Origin of the sequence: Arthrobacter sp. UM1, assembly GCF_020483305.1 — a bacterium.
Classification (GTDB): Bacteria; Actinomycetota; Actinomycetes; order Actinomycetales; family Micrococcaceae; genus Falsarthrobacter.
The window spans coordinates 602,174-622,106 of record NZ_JACWAB010000001.1; the positions used below are offsets into that span (position 1 = coordinate 602,174).

Annotated in this window: 17 protein-coding genes; all 17 read right to left on the minus strand. The window is 71.2% G+C overall.

Going from position 1 to position 19,933, the window contains the following annotated elements:
- Nucleotides 1-85: 85 nt before the first annotated feature.
- Nucleotides 86-817, minus strand: a complete 732-nt coding sequence (locus tag H9I38_RS02740; RefSeq protein ID WP_226337085.1) for a DivIVA domain-containing protein — start codon at nt 815-817, stop codon at nt 86-88.
- 122 nt (nt 818-939) lie between these two features.
- Nucleotides 940-1,230, minus strand: a complete 291-nt coding sequence (locus H9I38_RS02745) for a YggT family protein (RefSeq protein WP_319002164.1) — start codon at nt 1,228-1,230, stop codon at nt 940-942.
- A gap of 2 nt (nt 1,231-1,232) precedes the next feature.
- A complete protein-coding gene (locus tag H9I38_RS02750) occupies nt 1,233-1,892 on the minus strand; it encodes a cell division protein SepF (protein WP_226337086.1) in 660 nt (219 codons plus the stop codon).
- A gap of 52 nt (nt 1,893-1,944) precedes the next feature.
- A complete protein-coding gene (locus tag H9I38_RS02755) occupies nt 1,945-2,721 on the minus strand; it encodes a YggS family pyridoxal phosphate-dependent enzyme (RefSeq protein WP_226337088.1) in 777 nt (258 codons plus the stop codon).
- Complete coding sequence (locus H9I38_RS02760; RefSeq protein WP_226337090.1) at nt 2,718-3,497, minus strand: polyphenol oxidase family protein; 780 nt, start codon at nt 3,495-3,497, stop codon at nt 2,718-2,720. The genes H9I38_RS02755 and H9I38_RS02760 overlap by 4 nt, the downstream gene beginning before the upstream one ends.
- A gap of 214 nt (nt 3,498-3,711) precedes the next feature.
- The gene (gene ftsZ / locus H9I38_RS02765; protein ID WP_226337092.1) at nt 3,712-5,169 is read right to left on the minus strand and encodes a cell division protein FtsZ; all 1,458 of its coding nucleotides are present in this window, start codon (nt 5,167-5,169) and stop codon (nt 3,712-3,714) included.
- Nucleotides 5,170-5,361: 192 nt separating this feature from the next.
- Nucleotides 5,362-6,480: a cell division protein FtsQ/DivIB gene (locus tag H9I38_RS02770; RefSeq protein ID WP_226337094.1), complete on the minus strand. Its 1,119-nt coding sequence runs from the start codon at nt 6,478-6,480 to the stop codon at nt 5,362-5,364.
- On the minus strand, nt 6,480-8,042 hold the full coding sequence (murC, locus tag H9I38_RS02775; protein ID WP_319002165.1) for a UDP-N-acetylmuramate--L-alanine ligase: 1,563 nt from the start codon (nt 8,040-8,042) through the stop codon (nt 6,480-6,482). Before murC ends, H9I38_RS02770 begins: the two co-directional genes overlap by 1 nt.
- Nucleotides 8,035-9,195, minus strand: a complete 1,161-nt coding sequence (murG, locus tag H9I38_RS02780; RefSeq protein WP_226337096.1) for an undecaprenyldiphospho-muramoylpentapeptide beta-N-acetylglucosaminyltransferase — start codon at nt 9,193-9,195, stop codon at nt 8,035-8,037. Before murG ends, murC begins: the two co-directional genes overlap by 8 nt.
- A complete protein-coding gene (gene ftsW, locus H9I38_RS02785) occupies nt 9,192-10,505 on the minus strand; it encodes a putative lipid II flippase FtsW (protein ID WP_226337097.1) in 1,314 nt (437 codons plus the stop codon). The genes murG and ftsW overlap by 4 nt, the downstream gene beginning before the upstream one ends.
- Complete coding sequence (murD, locus tag H9I38_RS02790) at nt 10,498-12,054, minus strand: UDP-N-acetylmuramoyl-L-alanine--D-glutamate ligase (RefSeq protein ID WP_226337099.1); 1,557 nt, start codon at nt 12,052-12,054, stop codon at nt 10,498-10,500. Before murD ends, ftsW begins: the two co-directional genes overlap by 8 nt.
- Nucleotides 12,055-12,071: 17 nt before the next feature.
- Nucleotides 12,072-13,181 (minus strand): phospho-N-acetylmuramoyl-pentapeptide-transferase, encoded by a 1,110-nt coding sequence (mraY, locus tag H9I38_RS02795; protein ID WP_226337100.1) that lies wholly within the window; start codon nt 13,179-13,181, stop codon nt 12,072-12,074.
- Entirely contained in the window at nt 13,178-14,668 is a 1,491-nt protein-coding gene (locus H9I38_RS02800) for a UDP-N-acetylmuramoyl-tripeptide--D-alanyl-D-alanine ligase (protein WP_226337101.1), read from the minus strand. Before H9I38_RS02800 ends, mraY begins: the two co-directional genes overlap by 4 nt.
- Entirely contained in the window at nt 14,665-16,263 is a 1,599-nt protein-coding gene (locus H9I38_RS02805; RefSeq protein ID WP_226337102.1) for a UDP-N-acetylmuramoyl-L-alanyl-D-glutamate--2,6-diaminopimelate ligase, read from the minus strand. Before H9I38_RS02805 ends, H9I38_RS02800 begins: the two co-directional genes overlap by 4 nt.
- A gap of 68 nt (nt 16,264-16,331) precedes the next feature.
- Nucleotides 16,332-18,173 carry a peptidoglycan D,D-transpeptidase FtsI family protein gene (locus H9I38_RS02810; RefSeq protein ID WP_226337103.1) on the minus strand — a complete coding sequence of 614 codons (1,842 nt, stop codon included), beginning with the start codon at nt 18,171-18,173 and terminating at the stop codon, nt 16,332-16,334.
- The gene (locus tag H9I38_RS02815; protein WP_226337104.1) at nt 18,173-18,799 is read right to left on the minus strand and encodes a hypothetical protein; all 627 of its coding nucleotides are present in this window, start codon (nt 18,797-18,799) and stop codon (nt 18,173-18,175) included. The genes H9I38_RS02810 and H9I38_RS02815 overlap by 1 nt, the downstream gene beginning before the upstream one ends.
- An 82-nt stretch (nt 18,800-18,881) precedes the next feature.
- Nucleotides 18,882-19,871 (minus strand): 16S rRNA (cytosine(1402)-N(4))-methyltransferase RsmH, encoded by a 990-nt coding sequence (gene rsmH / locus H9I38_RS02820; protein WP_226337105.1) that lies wholly within the window; start codon nt 19,869-19,871, stop codon nt 18,882-18,884.
- Between the last annotated feature and the right edge of the window lie 62 nt (nt 19,872-19,933).

The window sequence follows — 19,933 nt, forward strand, 5'->3', positions numbered from 1 at the left end:
CTAAGCCTATCGGGTGGACGCGAAAGCGCCCCGGGACCCGGGTCCCGGGGCGCTCCAGGCGGTCAGCCGTCGAGCTGCGCTGCGGTCAGCGCGACTTCTCGATCGGGGTGGTGCTCGAGAGCTCCTTGAGCTGCGCCTCGATGTACGCCTTCAGACGCGAGCGGTAGTCCCGCTCGAACGTCCGGAGCTCGCTGATCTTGCCCTCGAGGGCGGACTTGTCGTCATTGAGCTTCGTGAGCGTGGTGTTGCGCTGCTTGTCCAGATCGGCGAGAGCCGTGGCTCGCTTGTTCTCCAGGTCCTTGGCCTGCGCGGTCTTCCGCGCGTCCAGGTCCTCGAGCGTGGTGCGCTTGGTCTTCTCCGCCTCGGAGACGAGGGACTCGGCCTTCGTCTTGGCCTCCTCGATGAGGCGCTTCTTGGTGGACTCGCCCTCGGAGACGAGGTCGTCATGCAGCTGCTGGGCCCGAGCGAGCACGGCCGCGGCGGACTTGCCCGCGGTGACCTGGTTCTCGTTCGGTCCGGCGGCGGCCTTCTCCGCCTCGGCCTTCTCCGCCTGGACGGCGGAGAGGGAGGATCCGGACGCGGAGGACTGCTGCCCCTGAGCGCCGGAGCCGGCGGCGGGAGCGGCTTTCTCGGCAGCCTGGGCCGCCTCGCGGGCCTCGTCACGCTCGGCCTCGAGGCGCTTGATCTCCTCGCGCAGACGGCGGAACTCGACGACGATCTCGTCGATGAAGTCGTCGACCTCGCTCGGCTCATAGCCGCCGACTTCATCACTCGTGTTGAACCGCTTGTTGTCTACATCCTCTGGCGTCAAAGCCATGACGGACCACCTCTTTACGACGTATCTAGGATCACGAGAGCGCGGAGCGCTCGCCGCCCCGCAGGGCTCGTGCATTTCAATATAGACCGGACGGATAACCCCGGCCAATTCTCGGGCTCCCTCTACGCGGGAAGCGGAAGGAAGCCGCGGGCGAAGACCACCACGAAGTACAGGATCACGAACCCGACGTCGATGGAGATGCCGCCGAGGCTCACCGGCGGGATGACCCGGCGGATCCAGGCGAGCGGCTTGTCCGTGACGGCGTAGACGGCGGAGGCGAAGAGCAGGACGAAGCCGCGCGGACGCCACCCCGGCGCGAAGCTCACGATGAAGTCGAGGACGATCCGGCTCAGAAGCGCGTAGCTGAAGATCCCCAGGGCGACGTTGAGGATCCCCGTGACAACGGTCAGCACCGTCAGTGGGCGGTGGGCAGCGGATCGTCGTCCGACTGCGGCTTGGTCTCGCCCTCGGCCTTGACGTCGACCTCTTCCGGAGTGAGGAGGAAGACCTTGTTGGTCACGCGGCTGATCCGCCCCCCGAGGCCGAACACGAGCCCGGCCGAGAAGTCCACGAGGCGCTTGGCCTCGGACTCCTGGATGTCCGTCACGTTCATGATGACGGGGATGCCCTGACGGAACGAGTCGCCGATGAGCTTGGCCTCGTTGTAGGACGTCGGGTGGATGGTCGTGATCTGGTGCACTGCGGATTCCTCGTCGTGGTACTCAACGGTCGGCTTGATGGGGGTGACCGTGGCCTCCTGGCGCTGCTCGGACGCAGAGGCGGGACGGCGGCGGGGTGCCTCCTCAGCGGGAGCGGTCTGGGAGCGCGGCGCCTCTCGGGGCTCGGTGCGCGCCTCAGGCCGGCGCTCCGGCGCGGGCGTCTGACGCGGCTCGGGCTCTCGCGGCTCCGGCCGACGCTCGCGCGGCTGCGCCTCGTAGCGGTCCTCGCGGGCGGCGTAGGACCCGGCGGGCTCGCGCGAGGGAGCGGACTGGGCTGCGCGGCGCTCGTCCTCGAGAGCCGAGTCGTCGTCGGCCAGGCCCAGGTAGATCATGGTCTTCTTGAAAGTTCCGGCCATCGTTTCCTCACACTCCTCATGCGGCTGCCGAGCAGCCGCCGCGTCTTCCAAACTATCCGACCGCGGCCCGGGGGCCGAGGACATCGGAGCCGATCCTGACGTGTGTCGCCCCCGCAGCCACGGCGGCCTCGAGGTCCTGGCTCATGCCGGCCGAAAGCCACGTGGCCCGGGGACATTCAGAGACAAGACTGCCACGGATCTCTGAGAGCCTCCCGAAGGCCTCCACGGGGTCCGCGCCGAGCGGGGCCACCGCCATGAGGCCGCGCAGCTCGAGGTGGTCCGCGGCCTCGAGGGCCTCGGCCACCTCGCCGAGGCGCTCCGGCTGGACGCCGCCTCGGCCGGACTCCGCGTCCGGGTCGAGGGAGACCTGGATGAGGCACGGCAGGACGGGCAGAAGCCCCTGCCGCTCACCGGCTTCCAGTGCGCGAGCCATGGCCTTGTCCAGCGCAGGGGCGAGCGAGGCCCGGTCCACGGAGTGCACGGCGTCCGCATAGCGCACCGCTGACTTGGCCTTGTTGGACTGGAGCTGGCCGATGAAGTGCCAGCTCGGCCTCATCGCCTCGGGGAGCGCTTCCGCGACGGCCCTCGCCTTGGGCGCGGCCTCCTGGTCCCGGTTCTCGCCCATGAGGCGCACCCCGAGGTCGGCGAGGGCACAGGCGTCCGAGGCGGGAAAGCGCTTGGTCACGACGATCAGGTCCGGTGAATCGACCCGACCGGCCTCCGCCGCGGCGGCGTCGATCCTGGCGCGCACCGCCTCCAGGCGCTCCGCCAGCTCGGCGCGGCGCTCCGGGGCGTACCGGGTCTCCGTCGGGTCGTGGCTCTCCGTCATGCTCTCTCCTCGGTCGGGTTCTCGGCGTCGGCATGCCAGGCACGGGCAGCGGCGGCGGACGGCCCGGCGGGCGGGACGATGAGCCCCGCGATCCGTCCTGACCCCGGATCCCGGCGGTGCGACGAGTGCGCCGAGGACGCCACCGTGCAGACGCCCACGTCTGTCACCTCGACGCCGAGGCGCTCCAGCTGCCTGCGTGCCGCTCCCTTCAGGTCGAGGGACGGACTCCCCCACCGGGTGCGAGCGCGGATGCCCGGCTCCGCGTGCTCGGCGTCGGCGGCCATCTCCTCCGGGACCTCGTAGCATCCGGCGCAGACGGCCGGGCCGATGACCGCCCGGATCTGCGCCTCGGGCTCTGCGCTCCGCAGCGCCTCGACAGTCTTGCCGAGAATGCCGTTGAGGACGCCGGCGCGCCCGGCGTGGGCGGCCGCCACGCGCACCGCTTCTCCCCGCGGGCCGACGGCGATGAACAGGACGGGCAGACAGTCCGCCACGAGGACGCCGAGCGGCGTGCTCGAGGACGTCATCGCATCGGCGGACACGGGGTCCCTGGGCGTCCCCGTCTCGGGGCTGATCGACGGAGCCTCCCCCTCCACGCCGACGACGACGTCCGAGTGGGTCTGGTCCATGAAGCGGAATCCCGCGCATCCGGCGGACTCGGCCAGGCGGACACGGCGCGTGAGAACGTCTGCGGGCTCGTCGCCCACGTGGAGCGCCAGGTTGCCCTCCGCTCTGCGCGTGAACGCCCAGCGGGCGCCGGCCGTCTCCGTCCACACGAGAGCCGGAGTATCACCGTGTGCCTCAGGGGATGCTGCCTCTGTCCTCACCGCCACTCCTGTCTCAGTTCTCAGCCCTCGGGGCCCTCTGCCGGTGACGCTCGCTGTGAGACGGTCCACCCCGTCCAAGGCCCCAGCACATCGCCCCGGGAATCGCAGAGGGTGCGGGACCCTGCGGCCCCGCACCCTCTGCGGCTCAGAGCGTCGTCGCGCTCTACTTCAGGAAGTCCGGGACGTCCAGGTCGTCCGGGCGGCCGCCCTGCTCGGACTCGACGGTCTCCGGAACCGGAGCACCGTAGCCGTTGCCCTGCTGGCCGCCGGGCTGGTTCTGCCCGGTCTGGCCGCCCACGCCGTGCGAGGGCACGGACTGGGCGGACGAGCCGGAGCCCGAGCTGCGCTGCGAGGACGGCTGCATCCAGGCGGAGAGCCCCTGGCCCTCCGTCACCGGCACGGTGCCGCGGACCTGCTGCGGCGCCTGGCCGCCCTGCTGCCCGCCGCCCGACTGCGGACGCTGCTGCGGCTGGGCCGGAACAGGCTGCTGCTCCTGCTGGCCGCTCTGGCCGTAGGCCGGCTGCTGCTGCGCGGCGGGCTGGGCCTGCTGAGGCTGGCGTCCGCCCTGGGGCGCGCGCTGCTGGCCGAATCCGCCCTGGGCGCCCTGGCCGCCCTGCGAGCGGTTCTGCTGGCCGTAGCCCTGGTTCTGCTGCTGGGCCGGCTGGCTCGTCACGTTGAGCTGGTCGAACCCGGCGGCGATGACGGTCACGCGGGCCTCGTCCCCGAGGGCGTCGTCGATGACCGCGCCGAAGATGATGTTGGCCTCCGGGTGCGCGACCTCCTGGACGAGGCGAGCGGCCTCGTTGATCTCGAAGAGGCCGAGGTCCGAGCCGCCCTGGATCGAGAGGAGGACGCCGTGGGCGCCGTCGATCGAGGCCTCGAGGAGCGGCGAGGCGATCGCGAGCTCGGCGGCCTTGATGGCGCGGTCCTCACCCTGCGCCGAGCCGATGCCCATGAGGGCCGAGCCCGCGCCCTGCATCACGGACTTCACGTCCGCGAAGTCGAGGTTGATGAGGCCCGGAGTGGTGATGAGGTCCGTGATGCCCTGGACGCCGGACAGGAGGACCTGGTCCGCCTGGCGGAAGGAGTCCATGAGGGAGACGTCGCGGTCCGAGATCGAGAGGAGGCGGTCGTTCGGGATGACGATGAGCGTGTCGACCTCGTCCCGGAGCGCGTCGATGCCGGCCTCGGCCGAGTTGGCGCGGCGGCGGCCCTCGAACGTGAACGGGCGGGTGACGACGCCGATGGTGAGGGCGCCGAGGGAGCGCGCGATGCGGGCGACGACGGGCGCGCCGCCCGTGCCGGTTCCGCCGCCCTCGCCGGCGGTCACGAAGACCATGTCAGCGCCCTTGAGGACCTCCTCGATCTCCTCGGCATGGTCCTCTGCCGCCTGGCGGCCGACCTCCGGGTTGGCTCCGGCGCCGAGGCCGCGCGTGAGTTCGCGTCCGACATCGAGCTTGACGTCAGCATCCGACATGAGGAGCGCCTGAGCGTCCGTGTTGATCGCGACGAACTCGACGCCCCGCAGGCCAACCTCGATCATCCGGTTGATTGCGTTGACGCCGCCGCCGCCGATGCCGACGACCTTGATGACGGCCAAGTAGTTCTGCGGTGCTGCCACGTTAATGATCCCTCGTTTGCAAAATGTATGCGCTGTCCACGGGCCGAACCCTGCGATTCGCGACGCCCGAAAAGCGTCTTGCCTGATCCAAATCTAGTGGAACCAGATCTGTGTTTGGTGAAAATACTGGTGAGCCGCGCCAAACCCTCAACCGCTCCCTGAAGGTTTGTCCGCGGACTCCTGAAGGCGACTCTAGCGGGTCACGGGCCGCTCGGGCACGGACACGTCCACGAGAGTCGGCTGTGCCGGGACGGCGCCCGTCGTCGGATCCGGTTTGGCGCCCTTCACACCCTTGAGCACGGCCTCCAGGACCGCCGCCTTCTGCGCCGGACGGCTCTCGTCTCCCCAGACGATCCTCAGGCCCGAGTTCATGAGGAGCTCGACCGAGTCTCGGCTGAAGGCCCGGGCCTCGCGCATGTCCTGCAGGATCGAGTCCGGGACGTTGCTGAGCGCCGTCGTGAGGGCTCGGAACACGCTCGGGTTCTTCGAGGTGGACTCGGAGATGATCGGGAGCTTGTACTTCGAGGCGTCCTGAACCGTGGTGATGGTCCGGCCGCTGCTGTCGATGAGGTCCGTGCCGCCCCGGCGCTGGACCTGGGCGACGGGCGAGCGCTCGTTGACCGTGACCATCAGCCCGTGCGGCGGCCGACCCGAGATCTGGGCCTTGTCGATGCCCGGGATCGCTTCCAGCCGGCGCTCCAGGCCCTGCACGTCCACCTGCGGCAGAGGCCGGCCCTCCGCCTCCTTGACGGCCGAGCGGATCGCGTCGGAGCTCACGAACTTGTTGCCGGAGACCTGGACCTCGTCCACCCGCATCCACGGCGTGACGTTCGCCGCCAGGACGGCGGCGAGCGAGAGGAGGACGGCGACGACGGCGGTGAGCAGCACTCGCCGTCCCCAGCGAGGACGGCGGCGCCGGTCGAGGGAGACGACGTCCGCGTGCGCGCCGGAGGGCTCGGGTGCAGCGTCCGGCCGGGGGCGTCGCGCGGAGACGACTCCCTCCGCGGCGTCCGCCTCCGGGCGTGCGCGGTCCCGGCCGCTGCCGTACGAACGGTCGGCGTCCGGGCGGACGCGGTCCGGACGGACGGCCTGCGGGCCGTCGTCGTCTGGGCGGTTCCGGTCCTCGCGGTTTTCGTCCGCGGGTCGCCCGTCCCGACGGCTCTCCTCGGCCGGCTCCGCGCCTGCGCGCTCGGCCCGGGGACGGTCGGCGTGCGGTCCGTCGTCGTCGGGGCGCTGGGCGCGGGGGCGGTCGGCGGTCGGCTCTTCCGCCGCGGGTCCGTCCTCGCTGGGCAGTCTCGGAATACGGGCCATCAGGCCTGGTCCTCTCGGGGCCCCTCGCCGGAGCCCGTCTCGTCTGCGGGAGTGCTGGCACCGGGCCGCGCGCCGCCGCGGCCGAGGGCCTCGACGATCTGCGGTCCGAGTCGGGTGACGTCGCCCGCGCCGATGGTCATGACGATGTCGCCGGGCTGTGCTTCGGCGGCGATGCGGCGCACGGCCTCCTCGGGCGTGTCGACCGGCTCCTGCGAGGCGCCGCCGAGGTCCGTCACGGTGGAGGCCGTCACGTCGTCCCGCTCGTCTTCCCGCGCGCGGTACACGGGCAGCACGAGCGCGAGGTCGGCGCCGTCGAGCGCCTCCGCGAACTCCTGCGCGAACGCGAGGGTGCGGGAGTAGAGGTGCGGCTGGAACACCGCCAGCACGCGGCCGCCCTGCGCCACGTTCCGGGCGCCGGCGACGGCGGCGACGACCTCGGTGGGGTGGTGGGCGTAGTCGTCGTACACGCGGACGCCGCCGGCCTCGCCCTTCAGCTCGAAGCGCCGGCTCGCGCCCCGGAAGGCCGCGAGGCCCTCGGCGCACTGCTCCGGGTCGAGGCCGAGCTCGAGCCCGGCCGCGAAGGCGGCGGCGGCGTTGAGCACATTGTGCCGCCCGGGCACGGCGAGGCGCAGCTCCTGCTCGGATTCGAAGCCGTCCACCGTGAACGCGAGGATCGAGCGGGTTCCCCCGCCTTCAGGCTCGGTGGAGAGAACGCGGACGTCCGCGTCCTCGGCATAGCCGTAGGTCCGGACGCGCGTCCCCTCGCGGTGGCGCTCGGCGAGGGCCGCCGAGCCGGGGTCGTCCGCACACGCCACGAGGGCGCTCTCCGGCTCGAGCAGCTCCACGAAGGCGTCGAAGCTGCGCGTCACGCCCTCGGCGTCCCCGTAGAAGTCGAGGTGGTCCGGCTCGAGGTTGGTCACGATCGCCACGCGGGGCACGTAGTTGACGTACGAGCCGTCCGACTCGTCCGCCTCGAGGACGAACCGGCGGCCGCTGCCCGCCCGGGCGTTGGCTCCGAGACCGGCCACGGCGCCGCCGACGGCGAAGCTCGGGTCCTCCCCCGCCTCGGTCAGCATGACGGCGGCCATGCTCGTCGTCGTCGTCTTCCCGTGCGTGCCGGCCACGGCGATCGTCTCCAGGCCGTCCGCGCCCGCGGCGAGGGCCATCGAGCGGTGGACGATCCGCAGGCCCAGCCTTCGGGCCGCCGCGAATTCGGGGTTCGAGGGGCGGATGGCCGTGGAGACCACCACGGTGTCCACGCCGGCGAGGTGGGCGGCGTCGTGGCCCACGAACGTGCGGATGCCGAGCGGCTGGAGCCCCCGGAGGCTCTCCGAGTCCTGGGCGTCCGAGCCGGAGACGGTCACGCCGCGCGCGGCCAGGATGCGGGCCACGGCGCTCATGCCGGCTCCGCCGATCCCCACGAAGTGGACCGCGCCAAGGTCTTCCAGGGCCACGCGGGTCACGCCGTGGACGAAGGCGGCGTCCTCGGCGGGCCGGGGCAGACCTCGCTCGACGATCCGGGCCCGCTCCTGCGGGCTGAGCGGCTCTCGACGGTCACGCACGGCTTCGGCCCTCCCCTCGGCCGGCCTCGGCGGCGGCGATGACGCGAGCGGCCATCTGCTCGTCGGCGTCCCGAACCCCGCTCGTCAGCGCGGCGCGGCTCATCTCGGCAAGGCGGTCCTCGTCCCGGGCCAGCGGGGCGACCGTCTGGGCGAGGAAGTCCGCGGTGAACTCGTCGTCGGGCACGAGGATCGCTCCGCCGGCGGACACGAGGTCATGGGCGTTGAGCGCCTGCTCGCCGTTGCCGTGCGGCAGCGGCACGAGCACCGCGGGGGTTCCCGTGGCGGCGAGCTCGGACACGGTGCCGGCGCCCGAGCGGGCCACGAGGAGGTCTGCGGCGGCGTAGGCGGTCTCCATGCCGTCCACGTAGTCCCTCTGCGCGTAGCCGGGGGCCGAGAGCGGCGACCCCGCGGGGTCCAGCACCTCCTTGCCCCGTCCCGTGATGTGGATGAGGCGCACGCCGGCCTCGGCGGCGCGGCCGCTCGACGCGAACTCCGCCACGGCGCGGTTGATGCTCGCGGCGCCGGACGAGCCGCCCGTCACGACGATGAGCCGCTCCTGGGGATCGGCGCCCAGCGCGGCGCGAGCCTCGGCCCGGCGTCCTGCGCGGTCCAGCTGGGAGATCTCCCGGCGCATCGGCATGCCGACGTGGTCGGCTCCGCCCAGCGGGGTGGAGGCGAAGGCCACGGCCACGCTGCCGCCGAGGGCCCGGCCCACTCGGTTGGCGAGGCCGGGCCTCGCGTTGGCCTCGTGGATGACGATCGGCACGCGGAGGCGCCGGGCCGCCGCGTACATCGGGGTGCAGACGTATCCGCCCACGCCGACGACGACGTCGGCCTCCGCCGCCCGGATGATCTCCGCCGCCTGGCGCACCGCCCGGGAGAAGCGTCCCGGCAGCTTGGCGAGGTCCGCGCTGAGGCGGCGGGGCATGGGGACGCGGTCGATGGTCTCGAGGGCGTAGCCCGCCGCCGGCACAAGGCGCGTCTCCATGCCGGAGGGGGTCCCCACCATCGTGATCCGGGCGTCGGGGCGGCTGCGGCGCACGGCGTCGGCGATCGCGATCATCGGGGAGATGTGTCCGGCCGTTCCGCCGCCCGCGAGGACGACGGAGAGGGGACGCGCGCGGTCCTCCGGTGCGGTCTGGCCGTGGTTCATGGCCGGGATGTCCTCTCTGTGCGACGGCGGGTGCCTCGGTCGTGGCGGGCGAAGGAGAGCAGGATACCCATCGCCGCCAGGGTGAAGGTGAGGGCGGAGCCGCCGTAGGAGATGAAGGGCAGGGGGATGCCGATGACGGGGATGACGCCGAGCACCATGGCGATGTTGACCATGGCCTGCAGGGCGATCCAGACGATGATGCAGGAGCCCGCGACGCGGATGAAGACATCGTCATAGCGCAGGACCACGCACAGCGAGACGAGCGTGAGCACCGCGAACGCCGCGACGATGACCGCCGTGCCGACGAAGCCGAGCTCCTCGCCGATGATGGCGAAGACGAAGTCGTTGTGCGCCTCCGGGAGCCAGGACCACTTCACCTGGGACTGTCCGAGGCCCACCCCGAACCAGTTTCCGCGGGCAAGCGCCGTGAGGCCGGCCTGGGCCTGGTCGCAGAGTCCCGAGGTGTCGCAGCCGTGGCCGAGCCAGGCCTGGATCCGGTCTGAGCGGTTGCTGCTCGTGAGGGCGAGGATGACGCCGATGAACCCGACGGCGCCGACGGTGATCCCGACCAGCCGCTTCTGCACGCCCGAGGCCCAGAGGGCCGTGAGCAGAACCGATCCGAGGATCATCGAGGTTCCGAGGTCGTGGCCCGCGAGGACGAGCCCGATGACGAGCGCTCCCAGGCCGAACACCGGGGCTGCGGTCTGCTTCCAGTCTCCCAGGTGCCGCTGCTTGCGCTCGAGGATGAACGCAGTCCAGAGCGCGAGCGCGAGCTTCGCCGGCTCGGACGGCTGCATCGAGAGCGGGCCGAGGGAGAGCCAGTTCCGGTTTCCGTTGACCTCGACGCCGAGGGGGCTGAGCACCAGGACGAGGAGGACGATCGCGATGAAGTACCCCGGCCATGCGAGCTTCCGCAGGAACGCCACGGGCACACGCGAGAGGCCGAACATGAACGCGAAGCCCACCACGGCCCACACCGCCTGCTTCGTGAAGAGCGAGATGGGGCTCATGTCCTTCGAGATGGACTCCACGGCCGAGGCCGAGAGGACCATCGTCAGGCCCGTGGCCGTGAGGAAGATGACGCAGGCGAGGATGACGTAGTACGCCCAGCCGGACTCGGGCCGCCCCGTGCCGTCCAGCGAGGACCACACCGACGAGGCGCGGTCGCGCGCCTGCCGCATGGACTCGCGGGCGCGGGCCGGGTCCGTGACCGAGACGACCCGCTGGCGCCGGGAGATCGACTCCCAGCGGGACTCAGCGGTCGCACCGCCTTGCCGGCGGCGGGTGCGGGGTTCAGCGGTCTCAGGCACCAGAGAGGTCCTTGATCGTGTCGGCTTCGGAGCGGATGAGGCCCTCCACGGCGCGCGCGAAGGCCTCGCCGCGGTGGGCGTAGGAGCGGAACTGGTCCATGGACGCGGCGGCCGGCGCCATGAGGACGGTGTCGCCCTGCTGCGCCGCGCTGTGGGCGAGCCGGACGGCCTCGGCCATGACCGCGTCTCCGACCCCGTCCGCCGGCTCACCGCGCTCGGCCGCGGCCGAGCGGGAGTCGAGCAGGGCGTCCGTGCGGAGCACGGGAGTCTCCGGCGCGTGCTCTGCGAGAGCCGCCAGGAGCGGCTCGACGTCCGTCCCGAGGACGACGGCGGCCGCGAGCCGGTCCTTGTTCGCCTTCACGAGCTCCTCGTACGAGACGCCCTTGGAGAGGCCTCCCGCGATCCACACGACGCGCTCGAACGCGCCGAGCGACGCCGCGGCCGCATGGGGGTTCGTGGCCTTGGAGTCGTTGACGAACACCACGGAGCCGAGCGCCCCCACGGGCTCGATCCGGTGCGAGCCGGGCGAGTAGTCCCTCAGGCCCTGCCGGACGGCCTCGGGAGACACGCCGACGGCACGGCACAGGGCCGCCGCCGCCAGCGCGTCCTGGACGATGTGCAGCGGCGCGATCTCCCCCAGGTCCTTGAGCGTGGCCAGCTCGAGCGCGGACGTGGCGCGCTCCTCGAGGAACGCCCGGTCCACGAGGACGTCCTCGACGACGCCCAGCATCGAGCGGGCGGGCGTGCCGACCGTGAACCCGACGGCGCGGGCCCCCTCGACGACGTCCGCCTCCTCGACCATCCGCTCGGTGACGGGGTCCTCGACGTTGTAGACGCAGGCCACCCGCGTGCGCTCGTAGATCTTCGCCTTCGCATCCCGGTAGGCCTCAAAGCCGCCGTGCCAGTCCACGTGGTCCTCGGCGAGGTTGAGCACGGCGGAGGCCGCCGGGGAGATCGAGTGCGTGAAGTGCAGCTGGAAGCTGGACAGCTCCACCGCGATGACGTCGAAGCCCTCGGGGTCCCGGACCGCGTCGAGCAGCGGCGTGCCCACGTTCCCGGCCGCGACGGCCCTCAGACCCGCGGCGCGGAGCATCGACTCGGCCATGGTCACCGTGGTGGTCTTGCCGTTGGTGCCGGTCAGGACGATCCACTCGGCGGTGCGGCGGCCTTCGCGCTCGCGCACGCGCCAGGCGAGCTCGACCTCGCTCCAGACGGGGATTCCGGCCTCGAGCGCGGCCTGGATGAGCGGCTGGTCCGGGCGCCAGCCCGGGCTGGCCACGACGAGATCGGGCGCCTCGCCGTCGAACTCCGGGAGCGCGCGCGTGACCTCCTCCCCGAGGCGGACGTCCTCGACGCCCACGATCTTCAGGGTGTCCGCCTTCTGGCGCGCCTCCGGGGAGTCCCCGCCGTCCACGACGACGACGCGCGCCTCGAGCTCGGCGAGGGTGTCGGCCGCGGCGAACCCGGAGAGCCCGAGTCCGGTCACCACGACCTTGAGCCCGGAGAAGTCCGAGTCCCAGCTCGTCAGTGCGTCCAATCGGCTGTTCACGCTGTCCTCCTGAGCCACTAGAGCTTGACCACCCAGTCGAAGTAGAAGATGCCGAGTCCCACGGCCACGAAGAGCCCCGCGAGGATCCAGAAGCGGACGACGACGGTGACCTCAGCCCAGCCGAGGAGCTCGAAGTGGTGCTGCAGCGGGGCCATCTTGAAGATGCGCTTGCCGCCCGAGATCTTGAAGTAGCCCACCTGCAGGATCACCGAGAGGGTGATGAGGACGAACAGGCCGGCGATGATCGGGAGCATGAGCTCCGTCCGCGTGAGGATGGCGAACCCCGCGACAGCGCCGCCGAGGGCGAGCGAGCCGGTGTCCCCCATGAAGATCTTGGCGGGCGAGGCGTTCCACCAGAGGAACCCGACGAGGGACCCGCAGAGCATGGCGGCGATGGCGGCCAGGTCCATGGGGTCTCGCGTCTGATAGCAGGCGGCCTCGATGGCGCGGGCTCCCCCGCACGCCTGGCTCGACTGCCAGATCCCGATGAGCAGGTAGGCCGAGAACACCATGATGGCCGCGCCGCCGGCGAGCCCGTCCAGCCCGTCCGTCAGGTTCACTCCGTTGGAGGCCGCGGTGACGATGAGGTTGGACCAGATGATGAAGAGGATGGTTCCCAGCAGCGTCCCGCCGAAGGCGAGGTTGAGCACCGGGATGTCCCGCTGGAACGAGATGAAGAAGGAGGCGGGCGTCAGTCCCCGCTCGTTGGGGAACTGGAGCGCGAGGAAGGCGAAGACGATGCCGATGGCCGCCTGCAGGATGATCTTGCCCATCGGCGAGAGCCCCAGGCTGCGCTGGTTGGAGATCTTCTTGAAGTCGTCCACAAAGCCCACGAAGCCCATGCCCGCCATGAGGAAGAGCAGGAGCATGCCCGAAGCGGTCGGGTGGAAGCCCCCGCCGCGCACGAGGACCATGAGGAGGTGGGTGGCGAAGTAGGAGAAGACCACGGAGAGCACGATGAGCGCCCCGCCCATGGTCGGCGTTCCGCGCTTGGTGTGGTGCTCCTGGGGGCCGTCATCCCGGACGAACTGCCCGTAGCTCTTCTTCACGAGGTAGTTGATGAAGTACTTCATCCCCACGATCGTGATGAGCAGGGACATCCCCGCGCCGATCAAGAGAGTAATCACTTCTGCTGATCTCCTTGGTGATCGACGGACGCCGGGGTTGTGCCCGACTGACATGCTATCCGATCGCCCAGTTCCCGGAGGCGGGAGTCCCGCGAGCTCTTGAACAGGACCAGGTCGCCGGGCTGCAGCTGCTCCGCGAGCACGCGCTCGGCCTCGTCGATGTCGGCCACGTGCTGGGCCTCGTCGCCCCACGAGCCCTCCATCACCGCGCCGTTGAAGAGCGGGCGCGCGAGGGGGCCCACGGCGAGCACCTTGGAGACGTTGAGCCGGACGGCGTACCGGCCGATCGCGTCGTGCTCCTCGATGCTCGTGTCGCCGAGCTCCAGCATCCCGCCGAGCACGGCCCACGTGCGCCGTCCCTCCGCCATGTCGGCGAGGGCCCGCAGAGCGGCCCGCATGGACTCCGGGTTGGCGTTGTAGGCGTCGTTGACCACGGTCACGCCGTCGGGCCGCTCGGTCCGCTCCATCCGCCAGCGGCTCGCGGCCTTCTGGGAGGAGAGGGACGCGGCGACGTCCTCGAGCGGGACGCCGAAGGAGAGGCCGACGGCGGCGGCGGCGAGGAGGTTGGTCACATGATGGGCGCCGATCAGCTGCGCGTCGACGCGCGCGGTGGAGCCGTCCGGGCCGACGAGCTCGAAGCTCGGCATCCCGCCCGGGCGCATCGAGACGCCGCGGGCTCGGAGCACGCGGGCGCCGGGATGCTGCGCGGAGACCTCCTCGTCGGAGAGCGAGTCGTCCGCCGTGAGGGCGAGGACCTGGGCGCGGGTGCGGGAGCGCATGGCCCAGACCCGGGCGTCGTCGGCGTTGAGGACGGCCACGCCCTCGGGCTCGAGGGCCTCGACCATCTCGCCCTTGGTCTTGGCGATGTTCTCGACGCCGCCGAACTCCCCGGCGTGGGCCGAGCCGACGCCGAGGACCACCCCGACGTCCGGCCGCGCGATCGAGGTCAGGTACTCGATGTTGCCGAGCCCGTTCGCACCCATCTCCAGCGCCATGTACCGGGTGTCCTCCTCGGCGGTGAAGATCGTGAGAGGGACGCCGACCTCGCCGTTGTACGAGCCGATCGGCGAGACCGTCGGGCCGAGCGGCCGCAGCAGGCCGGCGACGAGGTCCTTCGTCGTCGTCTTGCCCGCGGAGCCGGTGATGCCCGCGATCCGCACCTGTCCCCCGGCCCGGAGGCGGTCCACGACCCGCCGGGCCACGGCGCCCATGCCGAGCACCGCGTCCTCGACGAGCACGCCCGGGACCGGGCGGCCGCCCGCCTCGCACTCCCGCTCGAGCAGGACGAGGGCCGCGCCCTGATCCAGCGCGGCGGGGATGAAGTCGTGGCCGTCGGCGTGCTCGCCCGGCTTCGCGATGAAGAGGAAGCCCGGGGAGACCTCGCGGGAGTCCGTCGTCGCGCCGCGGACCACGGCGTCCGGGGCGGCGCCCCCGACGAGCCGTCCGCCCGTGGCGTCGGCGATCTCCTGGGCAGTCAGCGGGATCATGCGCGCTCCTCCGAGGGGATGTGTGCGGCGGTCTCGGCAGCCTGGTCCGCCACGCGGAATCCGCGTGCGGTGAGCGCGGCGGCGAGCTCCACGCGGTCGTCGAGCGGGACGTCCACTCCGGCGACCTCCTGAACGGTCTCGTGCCCGCGGCCCGCGACGACGATCGTGTCCTCGCGGCTCGCAAGCGCGACGGCGCGGCGGATCGCCTCGTCGCGGGGGAACACCTCGAGCACCTCCGCGTCGGAGTCCGCCGAGCGGGCGCCCTCGAGGACGGCGGCACGGATCCGGGCGGGGTCCTCCCCGTGCGGATCGTCGTCGGTCACGATGACCACGTCGGCGAGCTCCGCAGCGATGCGGCCCATGGTCCCCCGCTTCGTCGCGTCGCGGTCGCCCGTGGCTCCCACGACGAGGATCGTCCGGCGGCCGGCCACCGACGTGAGGGCGCGCACGAGCGCGTCCGGGTTGTGGGCGAAGTCCACGATCGCAGCGGGCTCAGTGCCGATGACCTGCATCCGCCCGGGGACCGTGACGCTGAGCGCCGAGCCGTCCGCCAGGGGGCCGCGGAGGTCCTCCGCGGGCACGCCGGACGCCAGGACCATGCCGATGGCGAGGGCGGCGTTGGCCACGTTGAAATCGCCGGGCAGGGGCAGGCTCGCCTCGAGCCGATCGCCGCGGAAAGCCACGGTGAAGCGGAAGCCGAGGCCCACCTGCTCGATGTCCGTCACCTCGATGTCAGCGTTCTCCGCGCCATCGAGGGAGAGCGTCAGGGTCTCCACGCCGTGGGAGCGGGCGTGCTCGGCCATGCGGCGCCCCCAGTCCTCGTCCGCGAGCACGACGGCCCGCCGGGTCCGGCGCTCCGTGAAGAGGTCCGCCTTGGAGGCGAAATAGGCGTCCATCGTCCCGTGCAGGTCGAGGTGGTCCTGCGTGAGGTTCGTGAAGCCCGCGACGTCGAAGCGGATGCCGTCCACGCGGCGGTAGTCGATCGCGTGGGAGGAGACCTCCATCGCGGCGCCGGTGACGCCGTTCTCCCCCATCCGGGCGAGGATGCCGTGCACGTTCGTGGACTCCGGCGTGGTGAGGACCGAGGGGATCGGCTCTCCGCCAGCGTCGATCTCGATCGTCCCGATGATGCCCGTGCGGCGGCCCAGCGCACGCTGGATCCCGTTGAGCATGTAGGTCGTCGTCGTCTTCCCGTTCGTGCCCGTCACCGCGAAGAGGGGGAAGGACCGCTCCTGCGTCCCGTAGACCTCCGCGGCCAGGGGGCCCACCCAGGCGCGGACAGGGTCCTCGACGGTGAACACCGCGGCCTCGGCCCCGGCTGAGTCGACCGCTGCGCGCACGGCGGCCTCTCCGGCCGCGTCCGTCACGACCGCGCTCGCGCCGGCCGCGAGGACCTGGGCGGTGAACTCCGCCCCGTGGCGGCGGGCGCCGGGCACCGCGCAGTAGAGGTCGCCCGCGCAGACGTCCCGCGAGTCCATCGTGACGCCGGTGACCCGAGCCGATGTCTCAGAGTGCTCCGCCGCGAGGCCGAGCCGGCGCGCGACCGCGTCGACGGCCTCGGCCGCACTCCGCTCGCGGGCGGAGCGAGGCCTCATGGTGGGCTCCTGTGGTGGGTTCATCGGCTTCTCTCGTTCGCAGTGAAGGGGGATGTCTCTGACGGGGCTCAGTGCGGAAGCAGGCTGCCCTCGTTCGGCGTTCCGTCGGAGAACGTCGGGTAGAGGCTCGGCTTCGAGGAGGACGGCGGGACGTTGTTCATCGTCAGCGCCCTCTCCATGATCTTCCCGAAGACGGGGCCCGTCTCCGTGGACGTGATCTCCTGCGTTCTGCTGATCGTGATGACGACGACGAAGCGGGGGTTCTCCGCCGGCGCGAAGCCCGCGTAGGAGATCGTATAGGCGTCATAGGTGCCGTCCGGGCCCACCGACTGCGCGGTGCCCGTCTTGGAGGCGACGCGGTAGTTCTTGAGCTGTCCCGTCTGGCCGGAGCCGTCCACCGTGACGTTCTCCATCATGTGGGTGAGCTCCTGCGCGGTGTTGTGGGAGATGACCCTCTCCCCCGGCGCGGGCTCGTGCTTGTGGACGGTCCCGTCCGGGCCGGTCGTGGAGTCGATGAGCTGCGGCGTCACCTTGACGCCGTCGTTCGCGATCGTCTGGTAGATCTGCGCGGTGTGGAGGGCGGTCTGCGTGAAGCCCTGGCCGAAGGACACCGTGTACGCCTGGCGCTTGTCCCACTTGTCCGGGGTCCGGAGCAGGCCGGCCTGCTCGCCGGGGAAGCCCGTGCCGACCTTCTGACCGACTCCGAACTTCCGCAGCCAGTCGTAGCGCTCCTGCGGCGAGAGCTTCTGGGCCACCTGGACGGTGCCCGTGTTGAGCGAGCGGGCGAGGACGCCGGCCGCGGTGCGGTGCCAGGTCGGGTGGTCCTCGTAGTCCTTGAACTCCTCGCCGTCCACGGAATACCGGTTCGGGGTGGTGATCGGCGTCTTCGGGGAGATCTTGCCCTTCTCCAGGGCCGCTGCGAAGGTGACCACCTTCGCCGTCGAGCCCGGCTCGAAGCCGTCCACGATGCCGATCGGCTGCAGGCCGAACTGGCCCTTGTGCCGCGCGATGTCGTTGGGGTCCACGGAGGTGCTGTCCGCCGAGGCGACGATCCGGCCCGTCTTCGCGTCGAGGACCGTGGCGTTGCCCCACTCGCCGTTGAGGCGGGATGTGGCCTCCGCGATCTGCTGCTGGGCGTACCACTGGAGATCGGAGTCGATCGTCAGCTTGACGTTCTCGCCGTTGACGGCGGGCGTGACGTTGTTGGCGCCGTACGGGTTGCGGATTCCGTCTCGGCCGATCTCGAAGATGCGCTTGCCGTCCTTGCCCTCGAGCGCCGTGTCCTCCATGAGCTCGACGCCGGCGAGGGACTGGTCCTGGTTGCGGTAGCCGACGAGCGAGCCGGCGACCTGCCCCATCGGGTACTGCCGCACATAGCGGTCGTCCGTGTAGACGCCCGGCATGCCGACCTTCATGACCTTCTCCTTCTGGGCGCTCGTGGCGCCCTGGAAGATGTAGGCGAAGGGACGGGTGCCGGTCACGGCGCGGAGGACCTGCTGCTTCTGCAGGCCGAGGATCGAGGCGATCTCCTGAGACGCCTGGGAGACGCTCACCTGTTCCTGGGCCTCGCCGCCGCCTGGGCGGTCGACCTTCCTCTCGAACTCGGTGATGCGCTGTCCCTGGCGGTCGATCAGCATCGTCTGGTCCACCACGATGTCGAACCGCGGAACGGAGTGGGCCAGCACCTTGCCGTTGGCGTCCTGGATCTCGCCGCGCGTCGCGGGGACCTTCTGGGAGAGCATGCTCTTAGCGAGCAGCTTGTCCCTGTTGCCGCCCGGGTCCAGCACCTGGAGGTAGAAGAGGCGCCCGGCGATGAGCACCATGACCGCCAGGAAGACGGCCACGGTGGTGCGCATGCGCCGGCGCGACGCCCGGGCGTAGGCCGCGGGAAGCTTGACTCCCCGCGCCATCAGTTCTTCTTGGACTGGCCGGGAGCGGACGAGGCGGGCTTCTTCTCAGCCTTCTTGGGCTCCGGCGCCTTCTTCTGGCTCGGCGCGGGGACCGTGCCTCCGTTCAGGTCCCGTCCCTCCATGGAGGACTGGGACTCCTTGACGCGCTTGACCTCGACGGTCGGCGCCACGGCTGCGCGCGTCTTCGGGGCGAGCGGGGCCGGGACGTCCGGCCCGATGTTCTCATTCCCGGTGGTCGGCTTCGGGTTTCCGGAGATCTTTCCCGTGTTCACGTCCACCACGCCGAAGCTCGAGGAGTAGACCATTCCGAGCTTGCGCGCCTTCGCCGCGAGTGTCTGCGGGGCCTCGTTGTTTTCAATGCTCTCGTTGAGAGCGCCGTTCTTGGACTCGAGATCCGCCTGCTGGGCGCGAAGCGAAACGACGCTGTACTGCTGGCGGGAAACGGAGATGTTGATCGCCAGAATCGAGGCGACGGCGACGACGACGAGCAGGACCAGCGAGACGAGGGCACCGGTGAAGCGCCGCCGCTTGAGCCCTGGAACAAGGGTCAGCCGACGCCGACGGCGCTCGGGGCGGGGAGCCGCCGGCGCGAGACTGTCGGTGACGGCGAGGGCTGCGTTGGTCATCTCTGTGTGTGCTCTCTCGACTCGGGGGAAGTTTTCGCGGGAATGGTGAGCCGAATTCAGTCCGGCTCTTTGAGTCGTGTTTCTAGGTTCTCAGCTTGATGCGCTCGGCGGCGCGAAGACGTGCCGACGCGGCCCGAGAATTTTCAGATATTTCCTGTGAACTCGGCTTCTCGGTTCCGCGGGTGATCCTGGCGAACTGCGGCTTGTGCTCCTCCAGCTCGACGGGAAGCCCTTTCGGCGCCGTCGAGACGGAGCGGGCCGTGATCTCCCGCTTGACGATCGCGTCCTCGAGCGAGTGGTAGCTCATGGCCGCGAACCGCCCTCCGAGCGAGATCGAGTCGAGGGCGTTGGGCACCGCCGCCTCCAGCACGGAGAGCTCACGGTTCACCTCGATGCGCAGGGCCTGGAAGGTCCGCTTGGCCGGGTGCCCGCCCGTCTTGCCGTAAGCCGCAGGGACGGCGTCCCGTATCACCTCGACGAGGTCTCCGCTGCGCTCGAACGGGCGCTTCTCCCGGCGGGCGACGACGGCGCGGACGATGCGGGGCGCGAACTTCTCCTCCCCGTACCGCCGGATGATGCGCACGAGGTCCTCGAAGCTGTAGGTGTTGGCGATCTCCGCCGCCGTGACCGGGTCCTCCCCGTTCATGCGCATGTCCAGAGGCGCATCGAAGGAGTAGGCGAAGCCACGCTCGTGCTCGTCCAGCTGCAGAGAGGAGACCCCGAGATCCATGAGGACGGCGTCCGCGGACTCGATGCCGAGGTCCTCGAGGACCTCCGGGATCTCGTCGTACACGGCGTGGACCAGATCCGTCCGCGCCGCGAAGGGCTGCAGCCGCCTCCCGGCGAGCTCGAGGGCCTGGGTGTCCCTGTCGATCCCGACGAGGTGCAGGTCCGGGAAGCGGGAGAGGAGGGCCTCGGAGTGGCCGCCCATGCCGAGCGTGGCGTCCACGGCCACCGGCGTCCGTCCGCCCTTCCGGGCCGCTTCGATGCCGGGCTCGAGGAGGCCGACGCAGCGCTCGAGGAGCACCGGCACGTGGCGCTCGCTCGTCGGCCGCACGGCGTCCTCTGCCATGACCGCTCCTCGCTTTCTCTCTCCGGGTGGCCGCTCTCGCGGCCGTCGTCGTCCGCTGACTC